19 protein-coding genes are annotated in these 19,540 nt (G+C 64.7%); 6 read left to right on the top strand and 13 right to left on the bottom strand.

The window, feature by feature from the left end; translation table 11 throughout:
* Positions 1 to 14 precede the first annotated feature (14 nt).
* From PanNE5_RS13480 to PanNE5_RS13460, 5 genes are all read right to left on the bottom strand, one after another.
* The gene (locus PanNE5_RS13480; RefSeq protein WP_261938144.1) at positions 15 to 1,076 is read right to left on the bottom strand and encodes an L-threonylcarbamoyladenylate synthase; all 1,062 of its coding nucleotides are present in this window, start codon (positions 1,074 to 1,076) and stop codon (positions 15 to 17) included.
* Positions 1,077 to 1,079: 3 nt separating this feature from the next.
* On the bottom strand, positions 1,080 to 2,273 hold the full coding sequence (locus PanNE5_RS13475; RefSeq protein ID WP_026131576.1) for a 5-(carboxyamino)imidazole ribonucleotide synthase: 1,194 nt from the start codon (positions 2,271 to 2,273) through the stop codon (positions 1,080 to 1,082).
* 41 nt (positions 2,274 to 2,314) lie between these two features.
* Entirely contained in the window at positions 2,315 to 2,821 is a 507-nt protein-coding gene (gene purE, locus PanNE5_RS13470) for a 5-(carboxyamino)imidazole ribonucleotide mutase (protein WP_026131577.1), read from the bottom strand.
* Between the two features lie 16 nt (positions 2,822 to 2,837).
* Positions 2,838 to 3,743 carry a phosphoribosylaminoimidazolesuccinocarboxamide synthase gene (locus PanNE5_RS13465; protein ID WP_017231847.1) on the bottom strand — a complete coding sequence of 302 codons (906 nt, stop codon included), beginning with the start codon at positions 3,741 to 3,743 and terminating at the stop codon, positions 2,838 to 2,840.
* 144 nt (positions 3,744 to 3,887) lie between these two features.
* Entirely contained in the window at positions 3,888 to 5,357 is a 1,470-nt protein-coding gene (locus PanNE5_RS13460; protein WP_157211328.1) for a hypothetical protein, read from the bottom strand.
* 376 nt (positions 5,358 to 5,733) lie between these two features.
* Between PanNE5_RS13460 and PanNE5_RS13455 the strand changes: the two genes are divergently transcribed.
* Complete coding sequence (locus tag PanNE5_RS13455; protein ID WP_261938143.1) at positions 5,734 to 6,267, top strand: hypothetical protein; 534 nt, start codon at positions 5,734 to 5,736, stop codon at positions 6,265 to 6,267.
* Positions 6,268 to 6,368: 101 nt separating this feature from the next.
* Here the strand turns inward: PanNE5_RS13455 and fba are convergent, their stop codons facing one another.
* The 5 genes from fba to PanNE5_RS13430 form a co-directional block, all read right to left on the bottom strand.
* A complete protein-coding gene (gene fba, locus PanNE5_RS13450) occupies positions 6,369 to 7,433 on the bottom strand; it encodes a class II fructose-bisphosphate aldolase (protein ID WP_026131529.1) in 1,065 nt (354 codons plus the stop codon).
* Between the two features lie 122 nt (positions 7,434 to 7,555).
* Positions 7,556 to 8,989 carry a pyruvate kinase gene (gene pyk / locus PanNE5_RS13445; RefSeq protein WP_150563483.1) on the bottom strand — a complete coding sequence of 478 codons (1,434 nt, stop codon included), beginning with the start codon at positions 8,987 to 8,989 and terminating at the stop codon, positions 7,556 to 7,558.
* Positions 8,990 to 9,222: 233 nt separating this feature from the next.
* On the bottom strand, positions 9,223 to 10,428 hold the full coding sequence (locus PanNE5_RS13440) for a phosphoglycerate kinase (RefSeq protein WP_017231599.1): 1,206 nt from the start codon (positions 10,426 to 10,428) through the stop codon (positions 9,223 to 9,225).
* Positions 10,429 to 10,514: 86 nt separating this feature from the next.
* Positions 10,515 to 10,838: an AzlD domain-containing protein gene (locus PanNE5_RS13435; RefSeq protein ID WP_017231600.1), complete on the bottom strand. Its 324-nt coding sequence runs from the start codon at positions 10,836 to 10,838 to the stop codon at positions 10,515 to 10,517.
* Positions 10,835 to 11,620: an AzlC family ABC transporter permease gene (locus PanNE5_RS13430; protein ID WP_017231601.1), complete on the bottom strand. Its 786-nt coding sequence runs from the start codon at positions 11,618 to 11,620 to the stop codon at positions 10,835 to 10,837. Before PanNE5_RS13430 ends, PanNE5_RS13435 begins: the two co-directional genes overlap by 4 nt.
* A gap of 455 nt (positions 11,621 to 12,075) precedes the next feature.
* Here PanNE5_RS13430 and PanNE5_RS13425 point away from each other — a divergent pair, with 455 nt between their 5' ends.
* The 5 genes from PanNE5_RS13425 to PanNE5_RS13405 all read left to right on the top strand — a co-directional run bounded on the left by PanNE5_RS13425 (position 12,076) and on the right by PanNE5_RS13405 (position 15,645).
* A complete protein-coding gene (locus tag PanNE5_RS13425) occupies positions 12,076 to 12,273 on the top strand; it encodes a zinc-finger domain-containing protein (protein ID WP_010808463.1) in 198 nt (65 codons plus the stop codon).
* A gap of 107 nt (positions 12,274 to 12,380) precedes the next feature.
* Positions 12,381 to 13,406, top strand: a complete 1,026-nt coding sequence (gene waaF, locus PanNE5_RS13420) for a lipopolysaccharide heptosyltransferase II (protein ID WP_017231602.1) — start codon at positions 12,381 to 12,383, stop codon at positions 13,404 to 13,406.
* A 60-nt stretch (positions 13,407 to 13,466) separates the two neighbouring features.
* Positions 13,467 to 13,922 carry a nuclear transport factor 2 family protein gene (locus tag PanNE5_RS13415; protein WP_017231603.1) on the top strand — a complete coding sequence of 152 codons (456 nt, stop codon included), beginning with the start codon at positions 13,467 to 13,469 and terminating at the stop codon, positions 13,920 to 13,922.
* Between the two features lie 16 nt (positions 13,923 to 13,938).
* Positions 13,939 to 14,970, top strand: a complete 1,032-nt coding sequence (locus PanNE5_RS13410; RefSeq protein ID WP_261938142.1) for a YheT family hydrolase — start codon at positions 13,939 to 13,941, stop codon at positions 14,968 to 14,970.
* Positions 14,971 to 14,979: 9 nt separating this feature from the next.
* Entirely contained in the window at positions 14,980 to 15,645 is a 666-nt protein-coding gene (locus tag PanNE5_RS13405) for a DUF2946 family protein (protein ID WP_261938141.1), read from the top strand.
* 12 nt (positions 15,646 to 15,657) lie between these two features.
* Here PanNE5_RS13405 and PanNE5_RS13400 read toward each other — a convergent pair whose 3' ends face one another.
* The 3 genes from PanNE5_RS13400 to PanNE5_RS13390 all read right to left on the bottom strand — a co-directional run bounded on the left by PanNE5_RS13400 (position 15,658) and on the right by PanNE5_RS13390 (position 19,182).
* Positions 15,658 to 16,881, bottom strand: coding sequence for a hypothetical protein (locus PanNE5_RS13400; RefSeq protein WP_261938140.1), 1,224 nt, complete (start codon positions 16,879 to 16,881; stop codon positions 15,658 to 15,660).
* A 129-nt stretch (positions 16,882 to 17,010) separates the two neighbouring features.
* Positions 17,011 to 17,373 (bottom strand): hypothetical protein, encoded by a 363-nt coding sequence (locus PanNE5_RS13395; protein ID WP_261938139.1) that lies wholly within the window; start codon positions 17,371 to 17,373, stop codon positions 17,011 to 17,013.
* Positions 17,374 to 17,694: 321 nt separating this feature from the next.
* Entirely contained in the window at positions 17,695 to 19,182 is a 1,488-nt protein-coding gene (locus tag PanNE5_RS13390) for a M48 family metalloprotease (protein ID WP_369751539.1), read from the bottom strand.
* Between the last annotated feature and the right edge of the window lie 358 nt (positions 19,183 to 19,540).

Below are 19,540 nucleotides of genomic sequence, written 5' to 3'. Positions count from 1 at the left end.
CCCGCCACTGCGCGTTATGCGCGCTCGAATGCCGCTGCTGCGCGGCCCAGGCGGTCACCGACCGCCGCCCATGCCGGGGTGTCCGGCAGACGCTCGAACAGGATATGCGTGACATTGGCGCGGTCGAGCCGGCGCAGCATCGCGTAAAGGTCGGTCGCGAGCGCGGCGGGCGTGGCCGGTAGCACGACCTTCACGATATCGGCCGACGCCGACGCGTCGGCGGGCAGCTTGGCAAGCGTTGATGCGAAGGCCGCCACCGCCACGCGCTCGCCCCCGGGACGCATCGCCAGCGCGGGCGCGAATTGATCGGCATCGCACAGGTACAACGGTGTGCGCGGTGCGTAATGCGCCTTGAGCGTGCCCGAGGCCCGCGGCGCGTCGGTGTCCTGCCCTGGCAGACGCGGCATCTCGCCGAGCACCTCGGCAATCTGCTCGGGCGTGATATGTCCGGGGCGCAGCAACGCGGGGAAGCCGCGCGACAGATCCACGATCGTCGACTCGATCCCCACGGCGGCCTCGCCGCCGTCGAGCACGTGGATGGTCGCGCCCGGCAGTCCGGCGAACTCATCGCGCACGTGCTGCGCCGCCGTCGGACTGACTTGTCCGAAACGATTGGCCGAAGGGGCAGCCACACCGCCTTGTCCCCCGCTTCCGCCCTTGATCCGGGCAAACTCGCGCAGCAGTGCCTGCGCCACGGGATGCGACGGGCAACGCAGCCCCACCGAATCCTGCCCGCCGGAGACGGCATCGGGGATATGCGGCGCGCGCTTGAGAATCAATGTGAGCGGGCCGGGCCAGAAGGCATCCATCAGCTTGCGGGCGGCCGGCGTGACATCGTCGCTCCAGTAGCCGGGGTCCCCCTCTGGGGCGATGTGCACGATGACCGGATGATTCGCCGGGCGGCCTTTCGCGGCATAGATGGCCGCGATGGCCGTCGGGTTCTCCGCGTCGCCGCCAAGACCGTAGACCGTTTCCGTTGGGAACGCGACCAGCTCACCGGCCGCCAGTTGCTCGGCGGCCTTCGTGATCGCGTCTGCGGGTGGCATGACGATGTGCGGCGCTTGAGGCGACGTCATCGCTCAGTCTTCCAGCGGGATGTCGAGGCTTGCCGCCGCCGTCACGCACGCTTTGCGCGCTTCGTCCAGCGACGCGCCGGCAAACGTGATGTGGCCCATCTTGCGACCGACACGGGCGTCTTCCTTGCCATACAGATGCAGGCGTGCCGAGGGCAGCGCCACCACGTCCGCCCACGCGGGCGGGCGCGGCCGATCCTTGGCCTCGCCTTCGAACCAGACGTCGCCAAGCACGTTGAGCATCACTGCGGGCGAGTGCTGACGCGTCTCGCCGAGCGGCAGCCCGGCCATCGCACGCACCTGCTGCTCGAACTGGCTGGCCGCACAGGCGTCGATTGTGTAATGACCGCTGTTGTGCGGACGCGGCGCCATTTCGTTGGCGACGAGCGAGCCGTCCTTGAGAATGAAGAACTCGACGCACAGCACGCCGACGTAATCCATTTGCGCCGCGATCCTGGCGGCCGCGGCGCGTGCGGCATCGGCCAGCGCCGGCGCGGCGTCGGGCGCAGGCACCGTCGTGGTCGCGAGAATGCCGTCGATGTGCACGTTCTGGGCGAGCGGATAGGTCGCGACCGCGCCGTCCGCACCACGGGCGCTTAGCACCGACACCTCGAAGGCCAGCGCGAGACGCTTCTCCAGCACGCAGGGCACGCCGCCGAGCGCCGTATAAGCGTCGCGGGCCTCGGCAACCGTACTCACGCGCACCTGGCCCTTGCCGTCATAGCCCAGACGCGCCGTCTTCAAAATGCCCGGCAGCACACGTTCGATGGCCGCGTCGCCGATGGCCGCGAGCGCCTCGTTCGATTCGATGACCAGATGCGGGGCCACGGGCACGCCGCAGCTTTCGATGAAGCGCTTTTCCGCCACCCGGTCCTGCGCGATCGCGACACAGCGCCCGGCGGGGCTCACGGTCGTGGACGCGGCGAGGAAGTCGAGCGACTGCGCCGGCACGTTTTCGAACTCGGTCGACACCGCCGGGCACAGCGACGCCAGTTCGGCGAGCGCCGTCTCATCGCGATAATCGGCCACGATCAGGCGATCGGCCACGGCACCGGCGGGACAGCGCGGGTCCGGGTCCAGCACGCAGACCTTGTAGCCCATCGACTGGGCGGCAAAACAGAACATGCGGCCGAGTTGGCCACCGCCCAGCATACCCAGCCATTGGCCGGGAAGAACGGGCGCAGCAGAGGCAGAATTCATCTTGGTTGAGGCGCTGACAGTCGCAGGGACGTGTTGTTCTTTTACAGCGCGGGCAGGGTCATGCCGCGCGCCACTTCGGTCTGCTTCGCACGGAACGCGTCGAGCTTGCCGGCGAGCGTCTTGTCGTCGGCCGCCAACATCGCAACCGCAAACAATGCCGCGTTGGCCGCGCCCGCCTCACCAATGGCGAACGTGGCGACGGGCACGCCCTTGGGCATCTGCACGATCGAGAGCAGCGAATCTTCGCCGCGCAGATACTTGCTCGGCACCGGCACACCCAGCACCGGCACGGACGTCTTGGCAGCGATCATGCCCGGAAGATGCGCGGCACCGCCCGCGCCCGCGATGATCGCGACGAGTCCGCGCTCGCGCGCGGCTTCGGCGTAGCGGAACATGTCGTCCGGCATACGGTGCGCGGAGACGACCTGTGCCTCATAGGGCACACCGAACTCGGCCAGCACGGCGGCCGCGTTCTTCATCACTTCCCAGTCCGAGTTGGACCCCATTACCACGCCAACGCGCGGGGCCACGGTTTGTTTCTCGCTCATGTCGTCAACGTCCCGCTCAGGCCAGTTGCTGGCCGGTCAGGCGCTCGAGCGCCTCGCGGTATTTGGCGGCCGTTTTCTCGACCACTTCGTCGGGCAGCTTCGGGGCGGGCGGGGTCTTGCCCCACGTCTGCGTCTCGAGCCAGTCGCGCACGAATTGCTTGTCGAACGACGGCGGGTTGCTGCCCACGACGTAGGAATCGGCCGGCCAGAAGCGCGACGAATCGGCCGTCAGCGCTTCGTCCATCAAGTGCAGCTTGCCCTCGTCGTCCAGACCGAATTCGAACTTCGTGTCGGCGATGATGATGCCGCGCGTGGCCGCATAGGCCGCCGCTTCCTTGTACAGACGAATCGAGATCTCGCGAATCTGCTCGGCCAGTTCACGACCGATACGACTCACCATCTCGTCGAAGCTGATGTTCTCGTCGTGCTCGCCCAGCTCGGCCTTGGCCGCCGGGGTGAAGATCGGCTCGGGCAGTTGCTGCGCATTTTGCAGACCGGCGGGCAGCGTTACGCCGCACACTGCGCCCGTTGCCTGATAGTCCTTCCAGCCACTGCCGGCCAGATAGCCGCGCACCACCGCTTCCACGAGGATCGGCTTGAGGCGCTTGACCACGACCGCACGGCCGGCGACCTGAGCGGCTTCGTCGCTTGAAACGACCGACTCCGGCGCCACGCCCGTCAGGTGATTCGGCACGACATGCGCGAGCTTGTCGAACCAGAAGTTGGCCATCTGGTTGAGCACGCGGCCCTTGCCCGGAATCGGCTCGCCCATGATCACGTCGAACGCCGAGAGGCGGTCCGTCGTCACGATCAGCAGCTTGTCGTCGCCGACGGCGTAGTTGTCGCGCACTTTGCCGCGCGAGAGCAGCGGCAGGCTCTTGAGGGAGGATTCGTACAGGGCGTTCGGAGCGGGGGTAGTCACGGCGGGACCCGATATCAGGAAGGGCAAAGGCGTAATTATACGCGCGTCGGGCGGCGTTTCACGAAGATGTGGGTCCGGCGTGGCGCCGGGCCCCTTCACCCTCGCTTCAATGCCCCGCGCCGGCTCCCCCCGACGCGCTCCTCCTTACCCCTGCGGGTGGCGGAACCGAAGTTCCAGCCGCGCTTTTTCCGCCTCATGGATCAGCAACGCGACCACCGGCACCCGCGAGATCGGGTTCGTCAAATAGCCGTCTTGACGCAGGCATGCCCGATACCAGCCGGCCACCGACGAGGCTTCGTAATACTTGTTGTCGCACGTCAGCCCGTAATCGTCGAACGACACCAGGCGCACGGCGTCCGGGCTGTCCGGGTCGATATCGTCTTGAGAGATCCGGTCGATGTGCCCGTCGACATAGCTAGGGCTCAGGAATCGCACACCGCTCAGGGCATGGATTTCGTCTCGCAGCCAGAGCAGCGCCGTGCCGGCCGGCAAGCCGCCCGAGGCAAGCAGCGGGGCGACGCGGTCGAAGTTCGCTTCCAGAATATCGGCTGCACGGCGACGCCCGGCGTCGGTCTGCCAGTCGATGGTCGCACCGCGCGCGGCGGTCAGTTCCGGCAGTCGCTGCCGAAGCAGATGCACTTTGCGCTCCCAGCGCGGCTCCCCTCGCCCCGGGCTGCGCAGCATATCGAGCAATCGGGCAAATTCCGCCATGAGATCGAAGCTGCGCGAGGCGACGTTTATATGATGGTCGCTCGCCTCCGAACGCTGCGCGATCACTTGTGCGGCCAGATTGTTACGCACGTGCGCGTCTCCGCACCGGAGTTGCAACGCCGCGCTGGCCGCCACGGCGCTTGGACGCGCAATGCCACGCTCCGAGCACACGAGCGCGATCTTGCCTGGGTTCTCTCGCATGAACGTTGCCACGCCCCGACCGGCACGCCATAGCACCTCGCGGGGAATCTGTGCGTCGAATCGCTCCATGCCCGTGAACTCCATGAACTGCACATGCGACAGTCCGCCGTCGAGGCCGACGGGCGACGCTTGCGGCGCAGCAGACCCGCGTGCGCCTCGCGCGCCGTGCATCACGCTCAGGATGTATCCGTCGATCGGGCGCTCGTGGTAACCCGGGGCACTCGTCGTGTCGATCGGCGCGTCACGAAGCTGCATGGCGCCCGGCTCGACGCAGAAGATCGCGCCGATCTGCGGATGGGTCTTGAGCATGCGGGTGAGCACCGAGGCCTCTGCCGGCGTCGCGGTCGGACCCACGATGAATTGATGCCCGCCCAATTCGATCAGGCCGAAGCGCGTACATTTGCCGTCCACACGGATGAGCGTCGACGTATTCACGCCATAGGCCTCGACCCACGGGTCCGCCCCTTCCCCGCTCGCCCACTCGGGCGCCGGGTCATCCGCCTCCCAGAGCGCGATCGGCGCGGGCGTGTCAACCGTTGGCGTCAGGCGAGCCTGCCAGTCGGCGGCCATCGATCGCATGGATGTCGTGCGCACCGACGGCCCGGGTACCGGATCAGGTGTGGCGGCATGGACCTCGCCGGTCACATCGGCGCCGCGTTGCGGCGCGCGCGAGGACGCTGCCCGATTCGCGGCGGAGGTCATCGTCCTCGCCATGGACGAACGCCGCGACGGCGGCCGAGACGCCTCCTCGGAACTGGATAGCCCCAGGCACCAGGCGACGGTCTTGGGAAGGCGATTCAATGGCATCGATATCTCCGGCTGGCCCATCATTGGCATGGGCGGATTGGCGGGGGGCACCGGAGACTGCCACGCGATGTCACACCGGACTTCAGGAATCGGCGTATCGCTGTCGTTTTGCACCGTCGCAATGCGGGCGCCTTCCCCGCCTGCCTGCGCGCCGGATGTTGCCTAGAATGAAAGCGTTCACCTGAACCAAGGCGCTGCCATGACGATCACATCGACACCCGGAGTTGTCTGGCCAACCCGTGCAGGGCAATGCGTCGCAACCCTCGCCGCCGTGCTGGCGCTGGCGAGCCTGCCCGTGCGGGCGCAGACGGCGGCGCCGCACGCGGCCGCGCCGCCGTCTGCCGGGGCCCATGCGCACGCGCCCGCCCATCGGGCCAGTGGGGCGCGCGCGGCATCCGGAACGTCGAGCACGACGGCCACCGCCGACACCACCGAGCGGCCCACGCTACCCAGGCTGGTGGCGATCGCCACGCCGGAAAACGACGACGGCATTGCGCGTTTCGCCCTGTTTGCCGCGCGCGATATCGAACAGTTGGGTTTGCAGTTCCCGGCGCAAGACGGCGTCGCCCCCGCCGATATCGAGGTCGTCGTCACGATGAGCCTGCGCGACAGCGCCACCGCACGGATGCGTGATTTCTCGCGTCAGCATATGAACGAACCGATGACGCTGATCGTCGACGGCGTGGAAATGCTGACCGCCACGATCCGCTCGGAGTTGGGCGGCAAGTTTCAATTGCAGATGCCAAAAGAAAAAGCCCGGCTTCTGTTCCAGCGTGTGCTGGCCAAAGCCGGGCCTGCGACCTGAGCGTCGTGTGCCTTCGAGCGGATTGCCTCGTCGGCGCCACGCCGCCCCGGCCGGGCAGCAAGCCATGCGGGAGAACCCCCGCATGGCCGTGATACAGGTGCTTACTTCACGATCTGCGAGAGATCGCCGCTCTTGTACTTCTCGGCCATCTTCTCGAGCGCGACCGGCTTGATCTTGCCGGCCTGACCTTCGCAACCGAACGACAGATAGCGCGCCTTGCACACCAGCTTGGCGGCTTCGCGAGCCGGCTTGAGGTAGTCGCGCGGGTCGAACTTGCTCGGGTTTTCGAACAGATAGCGACGGATCGCGCCGGTCATCGCCAAACGGATGTCGGTATCGATGTTGATCTTGCGCACGCCGTGCTTGATGCCTTCGACGATCTCTTCGACCGGCACGCCGTACGTTTCCTTCATGTCGCCGCCGAATTCACGGATCTCGGCGAGCAGTTCCTGCGGCACCGACGACGAGCCGTGCATCACGAGGTGGGTGTTCGGAATGCGGCGGTGGATTTCCTTGATGCGGTCGATGGCGAGAATGTCGCCCGTCGGCTTGCGACTGAACTTGTAGGCGCCGTGCGAGGTGCCGATGGCGATGGCCAACGCGTCGCATTGCGTCTGGTTCACGAAGTCGGCGGCCTGATCGGGGTCGGTCAGCAGTTGCTCGCGGGTCATCGTGCCGTCGGCGCCGTGGCCGTCTTCCTTGTCGCCCTTCATCGTTTCGAGCGAACCCAGCACGCCCAGCTCGGCTTCCACCGTCACGCCGATGTAGTGCGAGAACTCGACCACCTTCTTCGACACTTCGACGTTGTACTCGTAGCTGGCAACCGATTTGCCGTCGGCTTCGAGCGAGCCGTCCATCATCACGCTCGAGAAGCCGCTCTTGATCGCGGCCATACACACGGCCGGCGACTGGCCGTGATCCTGGTGCATCACCACCGGGATGTGCGGATACGCTTCCACGGCGGCCGAGATCAGGTGACGCAGGAACGCTTCGCCGGCGTACTTGCGAGCACCGGCGGAGGCCTGCATGATGACCGGCGCACCGACTTCGTCGGCGGCGGCCATGATGGCGGAAACCTGCTCCAGATTGTTGACGTTGAAGGCCGGCAGACCGTAGCCGTTTTCGGCGGCATGGTCGAGCAGCTGTCGCATAGAGACTAGGGGCATGATGTTCTCCTTGGAATCACAAAACTAAGCAAATCTTTCCTCGATCCAGAAGTGCCCCTCATGACGACGGCTCGCGGGCGGCGTGGCGTTTGCGCCTTGCCGCACTCGCGCGGCCCCCTTCGTCATGCCTGGCCCACCTGGACGATTTTCAACGTATTGGTACCACCGGGTTGTCCCATCGGCTCGCCCACGGTCAACACGATCGTGTCGCCGCGCTTGACCACGCCGCGCGAGAGCAGCAGTTGCTCGGCCTGCTTGAGCGCGTGATCGCGGTCGAGCGTGGCGTCGGCACGCATCGCGTAGACGTTGCGGTACAGCGCCAGCTTGCGATGGCTGCCGAGCTGTGACGTCAGCGCAAAAATCGGCACATGGATCTTGTGGCGAGACAGCCACAACGCGGTCGCGCCCGATTCGGTCAGCGCCACGATGGCTTTCGCGCCAAGATGATACGCGGTAAACAAGGCGCCGGCCGCAATCGTTTGGTCGATGCGCGTAAAAGTCTGATCGAGCCAGTCGCGATCGAGTTCCACCATCTCCGAGCGCTCGGCTTCGACGCAGATCGCCGCCATCGTCTCGATGGTTTCGACCGGATACTTGCCCGCGGCGCTCTCGGCCGAGAGCATCACGGCGTCGGTACCATCGAGCACGGCGTTGGCGACGTCCGAGACTTCGGCGCGGGTCGGCACCGGGTTGTGGATCATCGACTCCATCATCTGCGTGGCCGTGATGGTGGTCTTGTTCATCTCGCGCGCAAGCTTGATCATGCGCTTCTGCAGCCCCGGCACCGCGGCGTTGCCCACTTCGATGGCCAGATCGCCCCGTGCAACCATGATGCAGTCCGACGCCGCCAGAATCTCTTCGAGCGCCGGAATGGCTTCTGCGCGCTCGATCTTGGCGATCATCAGCGGCTTGATGCCGTAAGGCTCGCCGGCCACGTTGGCCAGACGGCGCGCCATTTCCATGTCGGTGGCGTTCTTCGGGAAGGAGACCGCGACATAATCGGCGCCCAGCGCCATCGCGGTCTTGATGTCTTCCATGTCCTTGGCCGTGAGCGCCGGTGCCGTCAGCCCACCGCCCTGGCGGTTGATACCCTTGTTGTTCGACAGATCGCCACCGACCTTCACGGTCGTATGGATCTCGCTGCCGAGCACGCGATCGACGATCAGCACGATCAGGCCGTCGTTGAGCAGCAGCACGTCGCCCGTGCGCACGTCGCGTGGCAGTTCCTTGTAGTCGAGCCCGACGCGCTCTTCGTTACCGACTTCGCAGGCGGCGTCCAGGATGAACTTCGCGCCCGCCTCGAGCGTGGCCTTGCCGTTCTCGAACTTGCCGACGCGAATCTTCGGACCCTGGAGGTCGGCCATGATGGCCACTTCGCGGCCAGCCGCCTTGGCGGCCGCGCGCACCATCTCGGCGCGCTCGATGTGGTCCTGCGCCTTGCCGTGCGAGAAATTCAGGCGAACGACATCGACGCCGGCGGCGATCATGCGCGAGAGCACTTCCGGCGTGCTCGATGCCGGACCGATGGTGGCGACGATCTTGGTGGAGCGGTTCATTACATCCATCTCTTCATCCTCTTTGGGTAACAGCGCATTCGACATGTCTGGCGCTTAGCGATTTGTAGCGCATTTAGGCCGCCACAGGTTAACCAAAAAGTTCGTATTGTCCGTACGAAATCGTTTGATTCGATCTTAGATGTTCGCAATAAACCGATCGAAACCGCCCCATTCGTGCCCGCCTTCGACCGGAAAACCGGCCTGCGAGCCCCGCTCCACCTGGCGCCGCGCGATCAGTTGAGCTCGCTGGCGCGTTGTTGCAGCACGTCGACGGCCGGCAGTGTCTTGCCTTCGAGGAATTCGAGGAACGCGCCGCCACCGGTCGAAATATAGCTGACCTGGTCGGCAATACCGTACTTGGCGATGGCGGCGAGCGTATCGCCGCCCCCGGCGATCGAGAAGCCCTTGGCGGCCGCAATCGCGCGCGCCAGCGTCTCGGTGCCGTGCCCGAACTGATCGAATTCGAACACGCCCACCGGGCCGTTCCACACGATCGTGCCCGCGCCCGCCAGTTGCTCGGCCAGCTTGGCAGCCGTTTGCGGACCGATGTCGAGAATCATGTCGTCGGCGGCCACATCGCTGGCGGCCTTCACCGTCGCCTCAGCCGTCGCGCTGAATTCCTTGGCGCATACGACGTCCGTCGGGATCGGCACCGAGGCCCCACGCGCGGCCATCGCGTCGATGATCGAACGGGCCTGCCCGACCAGATCGGCTTCGGCGAGCGACTTGCCGATCGGCAGGCCGGCGGCCAGCATGAACGTGTTGGCAATGCCGCCGCCCACGATCAGATGGTCGACCTTGTCAGCGAGCGACTGCAGAATGGTGAGCTTGGTCGAGACCTTGGAGCCGGCTACGATGGCCACGAGCGGGCGAGCCGGGGCGTTCAGCGCCTTGCCGAGCGCTTCGAGTTCGGCGGCGAGCAGCGGGCCAGCACAGGCGACCGGCGCATACTTGGCGATGCCGTGCGTCGTGGCTTCGGCGCGGTGGGCGGTGCCGAACGCGTCGTTCACGTACACGTCGCACAGCGCGGCCATCTTTCGCGCCAGTTCGTCGTTGTCCTTCTTCTCGCCCTTGTTGACGCGGCAGTTCTCCAGCAGCACGACCGTGCCCGGCGCCACCTCAAAACCGCCGTCGACCCAGTTGGCGATCAGCTTCACCTCGCGGCCCAGCAGTTCGGACAGGCGTTGCGCAACCGGTGCCAGTGAGTCGGCGGGCTTGAATTCGCCTTCCGTCGGACGGCCCAGATGCGACGTGACCATGACGGCCGCACCGGCGTCGAGCGCCATCTGGATGGCCGGCACCGAGGCGCGGATACGCGTGTCTTCCGTGATGCGGCCCGCATCGTCTTGCGGCACGTTCATATCGGCGCGGATGAAGACACGTTTGCCTGCCAGGCGACCCTGGGCGATCAAATCGGAAAGACGTACGACGGAAGCCATGAGAATCCGGAATAAATGGTGGAAAAAACATGCATTTTAACTGATCCGCCCGTCCAGATGCCCATTTTGGCCGACGAGGGTTCCGCCTACAGGAACAGACGGCAGAGCGTGTAGACGGCCATGCCGACGACAATCATCTCGATCATGTTGCGTCGCCAGACGAACCAGCCGGTGGCGGCCACGGCCGCGGCCAGCTTGGGATTGTGCAGATGCAGCGAGAACTGGTGATCGAGCAGCAGCACCTCGGGCACCACGATGACGGCGAGCGCCGCCGCCGGGGCGTAGCGCAGCGCGCGTTGCAAGCGCTGCGGCAGCGTCACGCGGTCTCCCGCGAGCAGGAAGAACGTGCGCGTGACGATGGTAATGGCCGTCATCGCCACGAAGGAGAGCCAGATTTCGACCGTACTCATGAGCGACGCTCTCCCGAACGACTGGGCTGGGCGCCGTCGCGCGCGGCCGCGGGGGGATTCGCCAACGCGAGCCGCTTCGCCTGACGCGCCGAAAGTTCGTCGCAAACCATGCCGGCGGCGAGCGCGCCGACCACCCCGAGCACGAGATTGAGCCGATACGGCAAATCGAAGGCGAGCAGGCCGAGGACCGATGCCAGCGTGACCGCCAGCATCGTCGAGCGACTGGTGATCGTGTGAACCATCATCGGAATGAGGGCGAGCGTGCCCGCGAAGGCGAGGCCCCAGCTATCCGGCACGAGCGCGCCGAGCAGGATGCCGAGAATCGACGACACGTGCCAGACCGCCCAATTGCTGAGCGTGATGCCGTAGTAGGTCCCCTCCTTGCCCGGGACATAGCCGCTCGCGAACTTCTGGTTCATGAACATCACGAATCCGAGGTCGCCATTGACATAGCCGAGCACGATGCGCCGCGGCAGCGACAAATAAGAGAAATGCGGCTGGAGCGCGGCGCTGAAGATCACAAAGCGCAGATTGACGATGCCGACCGTGAGCAGAATCGTCCACAAGGGCATGCCGGCGGCGAACAGCGGCAACGAGGCCAACTGGGCCGATCCGGCATAGAGCATCAGGCTCATGCCGATGGCCTGGGGCACCGTCAGTATCGATTTGCCCATGGCGACCCCGGTCACGAGTCCCCACGAGAAGATGGCTGGCAACAGCGGCGAAATAATGCGGAAACCGGCCCTGAACCCGTCACGTTCAGCGGCTGGCAGACGAAGCATTGGCATGGTCGGCTTGGGGGGCGAGCACCGAGCCGTTCGGCGCAGTGTCTGGCATTGCGGGGCAAAGCGGTCCCGACGGCGCCCGGCACGCCCATGATGACCGCTGGCGGTCACAGCGCCCGCCAGGGTTGCCGGAGTGTCTCCTGAATATCGTCATCGTTGGCGGCGAGCGTCCGGTCATTATAGCCAGGGTAAATATTTACTTACCACGTCGAAAGCGCATATCCGGGCGTTTTTGCGAGGGCAACGGACGAGGTGTCGCGTACGCGCCACGCGGGACTTCGACGGTGACAGGAACTGGCAAGCGTCGCGGCTGCGGGCGCTGCGAGCCATCCGCAAAGGGCCGTGGCTGCTTTACAATAGCGACTTTTGGTAAGCGTGCGGGCGACGGCTTCGTCCTTTGCACCGGCCATGCAATCCCCAATCGTCCGAATACCCATCACGGTCCGAACCCCATGAGCGAAGTCAAACAAATGCCGGTCGTCGAAGTCGGCGCCGAAGATCTGCCGGTCCATTGCCCGAATCCGAAGATGGAAGCCTGGAGCGCCCATCCGCGCGTGTTCATCGATGTGACGCATGGCGAAGCGGCCTGTCCGTACTGCGGCACGCGTTATCGCGTGAAGGCCGGGGTCGTGCTCAAGGGTCACCACTGAGCCGGCTGCCGTTGCTCCAACCGGGCGCAGCCGACTGCGGTTGCCCTGTACCGCCCGGTTGACTGTCCGTATCTTCGCAACGCTTAACGTTTAGAGTCTCCGCCACGATGCATAAAGCCTTGGTGATCGCCCCCAACTGGATTGGGGACGCGCTGATGGCGCAGCCGTTGTTCACCCTGCTCAAGCGCCTGCATCCGCGTCTGACCATCGACGCGATCGCGCCCAGCTGGGTCGCCCCGGTGCTGGAACGCATGCCGGAGATTTCGCGCGTCGTCGCCACCGACCTCGCGCACGGCAAGTTGCAGCCGCTGGAGCGCTACCGGCTCGCGAGCGTGCTCGCCGACGAGGGGTACGACGCCGCCTATGTGCTGCCGAACTCGCTGAAGTCGTCGCTGATTCCGTGGCTGGCGCGCATTCCGTTGCGCATTGGCTACAAGGGCGAGCACCGCTACGGTCTGCTCAACGTGCGCCACGCCAATCCGCGCAAAGACGAGCGGCCGCCCATGGTGCGGCACTACGCTGCGCTCGCGTTCGCGCCCGGGGCCAAGTTGCCCGATGCGCTGCCCACGCCGCGCATCGACGCCGACCTGAACGAGTCGGCGCGTGTCTTCGCGCGCTTCGGCCTTGATCTGCGCGTACCGCTCGTGGTGTTCTGCCCGGGTGCAGAGTTCGGACCGGCCAAGCGCTGGCCGCCGGGCCATTTCGCGCAGTTAGCTCAGTTGGTTCGCCGCTCGTTCCCGTATGCGCAAATCATTGCGCTCGGCTCGGGCAAGGACGGTGCGCTCGCGCAGCAAATCGCCGCCGATGCGCCGTTCGTGCGCAACCTGTGTGGACAGACGTCGCTGGCCGAGGCGTGCGCGCTGCTGGCCCGCGCCAATGCGGTGGTGAGCAACGACTCGGGCCTGATGCATGTGACGGCCGCATTGCGCCGCCCGCAGATTGCCCTGTTCGGATCGTCCGATCCGCGCCACACACCGCCGCTGTCCGACCAGGCGCATATCCTGTGGCTACAATTGGAGTGCAGCCCGTGTTTTGCCCGCGAATGCCCGTTGGGCCACACCCGCTGCCTCAATGAGCTGATGCCCGAGCACGTATTCGCGAATTTGCGCAACATCCTGCTCACGCAGCGCTGATGTGGTCCATGACGGCGGCGCGCTCAGCTCGATTCCGGTAACACTCAACGGTAGATCCACATGCCACGTTTTGTCCGTCTGTTCGATGCCGCCAGTGAAACCATCACGGCCTTTTACGATGCGCTGCGCCGTGGGCAGACGGATCGCGCCATGTCGCTGTGGGCGAACGAGGATTTCGTCAGCTATATTCGCGCCGACGGCACCCGCTGGGACGGTCTCGAACAGATCCGCAACGGTCTGGTCGCCCAGTTCACGCAAAGCGTGGTGCTCATCGACTCGCTGGATACGACCGAGTACGACACCGTTGGCACGGTCGTGCACACGGCGACCGAAGCAATGCGCGTCGGCAAGGAAGACGCCGGCCAGACGACCGCCCAGCTCATCCACACGACATACGTGCTGGTGCACGAGCAGGGCGACTGGCGCTTCGCCCATATCCACTCCAGCCCGTTGCCGCCGCATGCCGTCGAGCAGTTCAGCCTGATGATGCACGCGCGTCCGGACGGGCTGCACTGATCTGTACGGTACGACCATGACGGCGCGCCCCGCGACGTTTCTTCCCCTGGATTACCGGGCACCCCGGTGGCTGCCCGACGGGCACAGCCAGACGATCTACCCGGCGCTGCTGGGTCGACGCCCGTGCGTCGAATTCCGTCGCGAAACGTGGGACACGCCCGACGGCGACTTCGTCGATGTCGACTGGCTGGTCGCTCCGCCTGCGGCGCAGAAAGCCCCGCCCGCGCCCGAAGGGCTGGTGGAGACACCGCTCGTCGTGCTCTTCCATGGACTGGAGGGCGGGTCCGGCAGCCACTACGCCCGCACCCTGATGCGCGAAGTCGAAGCGCAGGGGTGGCGCGGCGTGATTCCCCACTTCCGCAGTTGCAGCGGCCGCATGAACCGCGCGCCGCGCTTTTATCACTCCGGCGACAGTACCGAGGTCGACTGGATATTGCGGCGCTTGCGTGCGAACGCGTCCGGCCCGATCTTTGCGGCGGGCGTGTCGCTGGGCGGCAATGTATTGCTGCGCTGGCTCGGCGAGCGCGAGGGGCATGCGGCGCAAGTGGTGAGTGCCGCGTGCGCGATTTCGGCGCCGCTCGATTTACGCGCGGGCGGACTGGCGCTCTCGCACGGTTTCAATATGGTGTACACGCGCAATTTTCTCGGCACGCTCAAGAAGAAGGCGCTCGCGAAGCTCGACCAATACCCCGGGCTGTACGACCGCGATCGGATGATGGCCGCGCGCGATCTCGGCGAATTCGATCATGTGGTGACGGCCCCCTTGCATGGTTATCACAGTGCCTTCGACTATTACACGCGCGCGTCGAGCAAGCCGATTCTGCCGGCCATCGAAGTGCCGACGCTGGTCATCAATGCCCGCAACGACCCGTTCCAGCCGGCCAATGTGTTGCCGGGCGAAGACGACGTCGGTCGCCACGTGCGGCTCCTGCAGCCGGCGCACGGCGGACACGTCGGCTTCATGAGTGGGCCGTTTCCGGGCGGCATGACATGGATGCCGCACACGGTCATCGACTACTTCCGTCAATTTTTGCCGACTCCGGCCTGAAGGTGCCTCATGGATGAAATCGTTCGACAGGCGATGGCCAAGTGGCCCAACGTGCCGCATTGTTACGGCTGGCTCGCGCTCGACCGTCGCGGTCAGTGGCGCATGCGCGACGACGCGGCGCAGGCGGCGGGCACGGCTGGCGATCCGATTCGTCATGCAGCGCTCGTCGCGTTCATCGCGCGCAATTACGCCAGCGACGACGCCGGGCGGTGGTACTTCCAGAATGGGCCGCAACGTGTGTATGTGGCGCTTGCGTACGCCCCGTTTGTGGTCCGGCTGACGTGGGATGCCGCAGCGAACGACGGTCGCGGCGCACCGGTGTTGACGGACCAACTGGGCCATGCTTTCGTGCCGCAGGCGTGCCTGCTCGACGAGGACGGCAACGTCGCGTTCGTGGGGGCGGTGTCTGGCGGCGAGGAGAATGGGAGATCGACGCCGAACGCGCCGCTCGCGTTGCTGCACGATCACGACATCGATCTGCTCACGCAGGTGTCCGATCTGGCGCAGGCCTTCGAGATTGCGCAAACGTCGGACGATACCGCCGACGCCAAGGGCGCGGTGCGGCTGCATTGGCGCAACGGCGATTCACTCCCGTTCGCGACGACCCATGCGGGCACCCTGCCGCAGACGTATGGGTTCGAGCGCACCCCGCGGGCCGACGATCAATCGGCGTGAGTCAATGCGCCCTTACGCCGCGACATCTCGTCGCACTGGCGCGGACTCGCCAAATGCATCGGGATATCGGCTCGTATAGAAGCGCTCGACGCCATCGCCAGCGTCGTTCTCGCTGAGCAATTTCCACGGTTCACGCGCGAGACACGACGCCAATCCGGCGATGCAGACCAGCCCGCCGTACAACCACCATCCCCCACTCATGTTGCCCAAAGCGTTCGCGGCACCGTAAAGTGTGAATGACAGCATGCTCGCCATCTGTCCCGCCAGCAGCGTTGCGCTCGCGACTCTAACCCGCACGGAAGATGGCATCGCAATCACCCGCCGATCGATGCCGTTCATGGACAGACACGCACCGAATACGCCAGCCGACATCAAGCACCCACCCAGTGCGGCAACGGAATCGACAGCCGTTGCCACGGCAAGACTAGCGGCCAGCGCCGCCCAAATCGCAATGTAACCCAGCCTGTGTTGCAGTGCGCCGGAGAGGATAGGGTGAAAAACAACAACCCCTGCAATCGATCCGACGACGAATGCGGCAATCAACCAACCGACCTGCGCGTCCGGTAGTGTCGCGTGTTGAACGAGTTGAGGAATCAGCATCGGAACGATCCCTGCCGTCGCGATAACCAGCAACATGTCGCAGAGCGTGAAGAAGCGTTCCGCCGGCAACCGGATTTTCAGCGTAAATCCAGCAAACGCACGACGAAACCATGTTCTCGCGGGGGCAGGTGCTGACGTCCCGATCCCGGACATCGAAGGCAGTACTGGAAGTCGTGACAGCAGGGGCAGTAAAACGCCCCCGAACAATGCAACACACCACAAAGCGTATTGGTGAGTGCTGAGTAGTAAGGCGGCGGCGGCGAACAACGGCCCGATAATACGACCGAGATTGACCGTAACCCGCTTCAGGCGGAACGCGGATAACACACGCGCTTTCTCGACAAGCTCCGCCGGGTAGATGCTAAGTAGCGGTTGTAAGACGGCGAAGGCGGCGACCGCCACCATGTCATTCACCATCCAAAAAGTGACGCTATGCGTTGCACTTGCAATCACCACCCGCGACACGCCGCATAGCACGATGATCACACATGCCCAGCGCAGGACCTTACTGCGGGACAACCCCTCAGTCCATGAAGCCGCCACCGGCAGCGCGATGAAGGCACTTGTGGCGAGCGCTATCTCGTACGCTACGACGCCCGCGGTGCCGAAGCGGCCGAGCAATACGATGGGAACCATTGCGTTCCACATGCCTAGGTAGGTCGCAAGGAGAAAATCCAACGACAGGTAAATGCGGAATGGGGACACGGTGCGAGGTCAAAGAGCAACCACGACCGAACGTCGGCTGTGGCAGCCACTAGGCGAATGTTAGCGGGCGGCTACGAAATGCTCGACATTGGCGTCGACCCAATCGACACCAAATTGCTTCAGCAATCGCGTATGCATGTTGTTTAAATAGACATCCCGATGCTCGGAAAAATACTTGGCATCAAACCAGCGCACGCCAAAGCACAAGGTATTCCCCCGAATTCCGACTGGATTTTGCCAATCGTATTGGACATCCTCCTCTGGCCGCAAGCTCAGCCGAAGATCAGACTTACGAATTTCTTCGACACATTGGCGCAGGTTATCGCGGTCGCCAAACTTGATTCGGCATTTCGTTAAAGCAACAATCGGCTTGTTAATGGGTCGCTCGTTGTCTATCACGACTTCGTACTGGCAATTCTCCATACTTCACCTCATTCAGTGAATATTGGTCGAAAAGTTCGCAGCGAAATCACACTGCGAAGCGAGCACGGTACCGTGTCGCCATACTCGCCAATCGAAGTGTTGTATGCAATAGGAGTGCGTCAGAAACCCAAATGGGAAAACTCCGATGTTCCAATTTCTCCGTGATCTTTTGGGATCGACACTCGAAAAATAGCGAAAACCCCAAGATATTCACGCTTCGCCAGTTTCACATGGCGGGCGCTTTCCGATAGATTAAAAGCAACGGCGCAACTCGCACGCGAATAAGTGTACGCAACTTCGCAGCACGCGCCGCTTATCCCCTTATCCGGCCAGTTTGCCGAAGTCCTTCTCGTCTTCCTTGTCGTCCTTGTAGCGGCGCTGGAACTCGTGAAGTCGCGCGTCGATGACCGACATCTCGTAAAAGCTGGCGTCGCCGGCCTCACGCGCGAGCTTCAACTGGCTGACGGCCGCCATCCATTGCCCTTGCAGCGCATATTGTTCCGCCAATGCTGCGTGCTGACGCGTCCGCTTGCCGGCCGCGGCCCATGCCCCTGCCAGCGCCCGCCACCAGATGGGCTCGCTTCGATAGCGCTCGACCTGCGCTTGAAGGAACTTCGTCGCGTCGGGAATCCGCTGGCTGGCGACCAAGGCATCGGCATAAGCCATATCGGCGGCCTGCGAGAGTGGGAACGCGGCACGCGCCTGCGCGGCGACGCGCAAGGCTTCGTCCGGCTGGCCCGACAAGCGCGCGATATCCGACGCCAGCACAGCCAGACTCGGCGTACCCGGCCCCGTGCCACCGAAAGCCGCGCGCGACTTCTCCAGCGCCTCGCGCGCCGGCACCCAACGACGCTGCTTGAACTCGGCCAGCGCCACCGCATACCATGCCGCCGCCACATTCGATGTGGTCTGCGCGCGGATCGCTGTGCGTTGCGCGTCGGCGATCGCCGCGTAATCGCTCGCGGACTTCTGCTGCAAGACGAGCGAGCGCGCCCGCACAAACGCATATTCGGGCGACTGCACAGGCTGACGATAAGCGGCAGTGCGCGAGCGATTGAGCATGTCGGCGATGCGATCCGTCGTCAGCGGGTGAGTCCGGACATATTCCGGCACGCCGGCTTCGTTGATCGAATCCGCGCGTTGCAGACGCTCGAAGAAGGTCGGCATCGCGTACGTGTCGAAGCCTGCCGCCTGGAGCAACTGGAAGCCGACGCGATCGGCCTCACGTTCCGCATCGCGCGAAAAACGCAGTTGCCGATCGACGGCAAGGCCTTGCCCGCCCATGGCGATTCCCATGCCGAGATCCGGGCTCCGTGCCCCGATGCCGGCGAGCAGACCGAGCAACATGCCGCCGAGGGCGATCCACGAGTTCTGCGACTGTTGGCCGAGCATGCGCGCGATGTGATGTTGCAGAACGTGCCCCGTCTCGTGTCCGATCACAGAAGCGAGTTCCGACTCGGTGCGCGTCGCGACGATCAATCCCGTGTTGATGCCGATGAAGCCCCCCGGCAGCGAGAAGGCGTTGATGTCCGAATCACGCACCACGAAGAATTCGAAACTCTGACTGGCGTCGAGTCCCACTGTGTGCGCGGCCGCCACGAGCTTGCCACCCAAGGCATTGACGTAATCGGAGAGCAGCAAATCCGACAGGTAATCGGGATCGGCGCGAATCTCTCGCATCACGCGCTCGCCGAGCTTGCGCTCCATCGCCGGCGACAAGTCCGCGGCAGAACTCTGGCCGAGGGACGGGAGCGACTGCGCGGCCGCCTGGGTGGGGATGACGACGGCGGCGAACGTCATTGCCGTCATGACGGGCAGCATGGCCAACGCCATGAAACGCCGCCACCGGGCGACGTGGCGCTCGGGGTGAGGCGGCTGGGACGACGGCTTCGGCATGGAGGTCATGCGCACCATGCGCCAGATGGGCGCCCCGGACCGGGCAATGAGAACGCGCGACACATGGGAATCAGGCCGGAGATGCCGATGGCGGCGCGAAACGAACATAACGAGCGGAACGAACGCGTCATGGAAATGGGCGCCGCTTGGCGCTGATCATTCAGGGCTGCTGCTATGATAGCAGCCAGACGCAGACGTTCCTCGGCATCGCCAAAACGTCGTCAATACAGGCAAAATTCATCCGAAACGGCGCTATCCTTTCGCTCGCAAA

Source organism: Pandoraea sp. NE5 (genome assembly GCF_024363545.1).
In the GTDB taxonomy this organism is placed as follows: domain Bacteria; phylum Pseudomonadota; class Gammaproteobacteria; order Burkholderiales; family Burkholderiaceae; genus Pandoraea; species Pandoraea cepalis.
The sequence above is the reverse complement of the archived record's forward strand: the minus strand, read 5'-3'. Positions and strand labels throughout refer to the sequence as shown.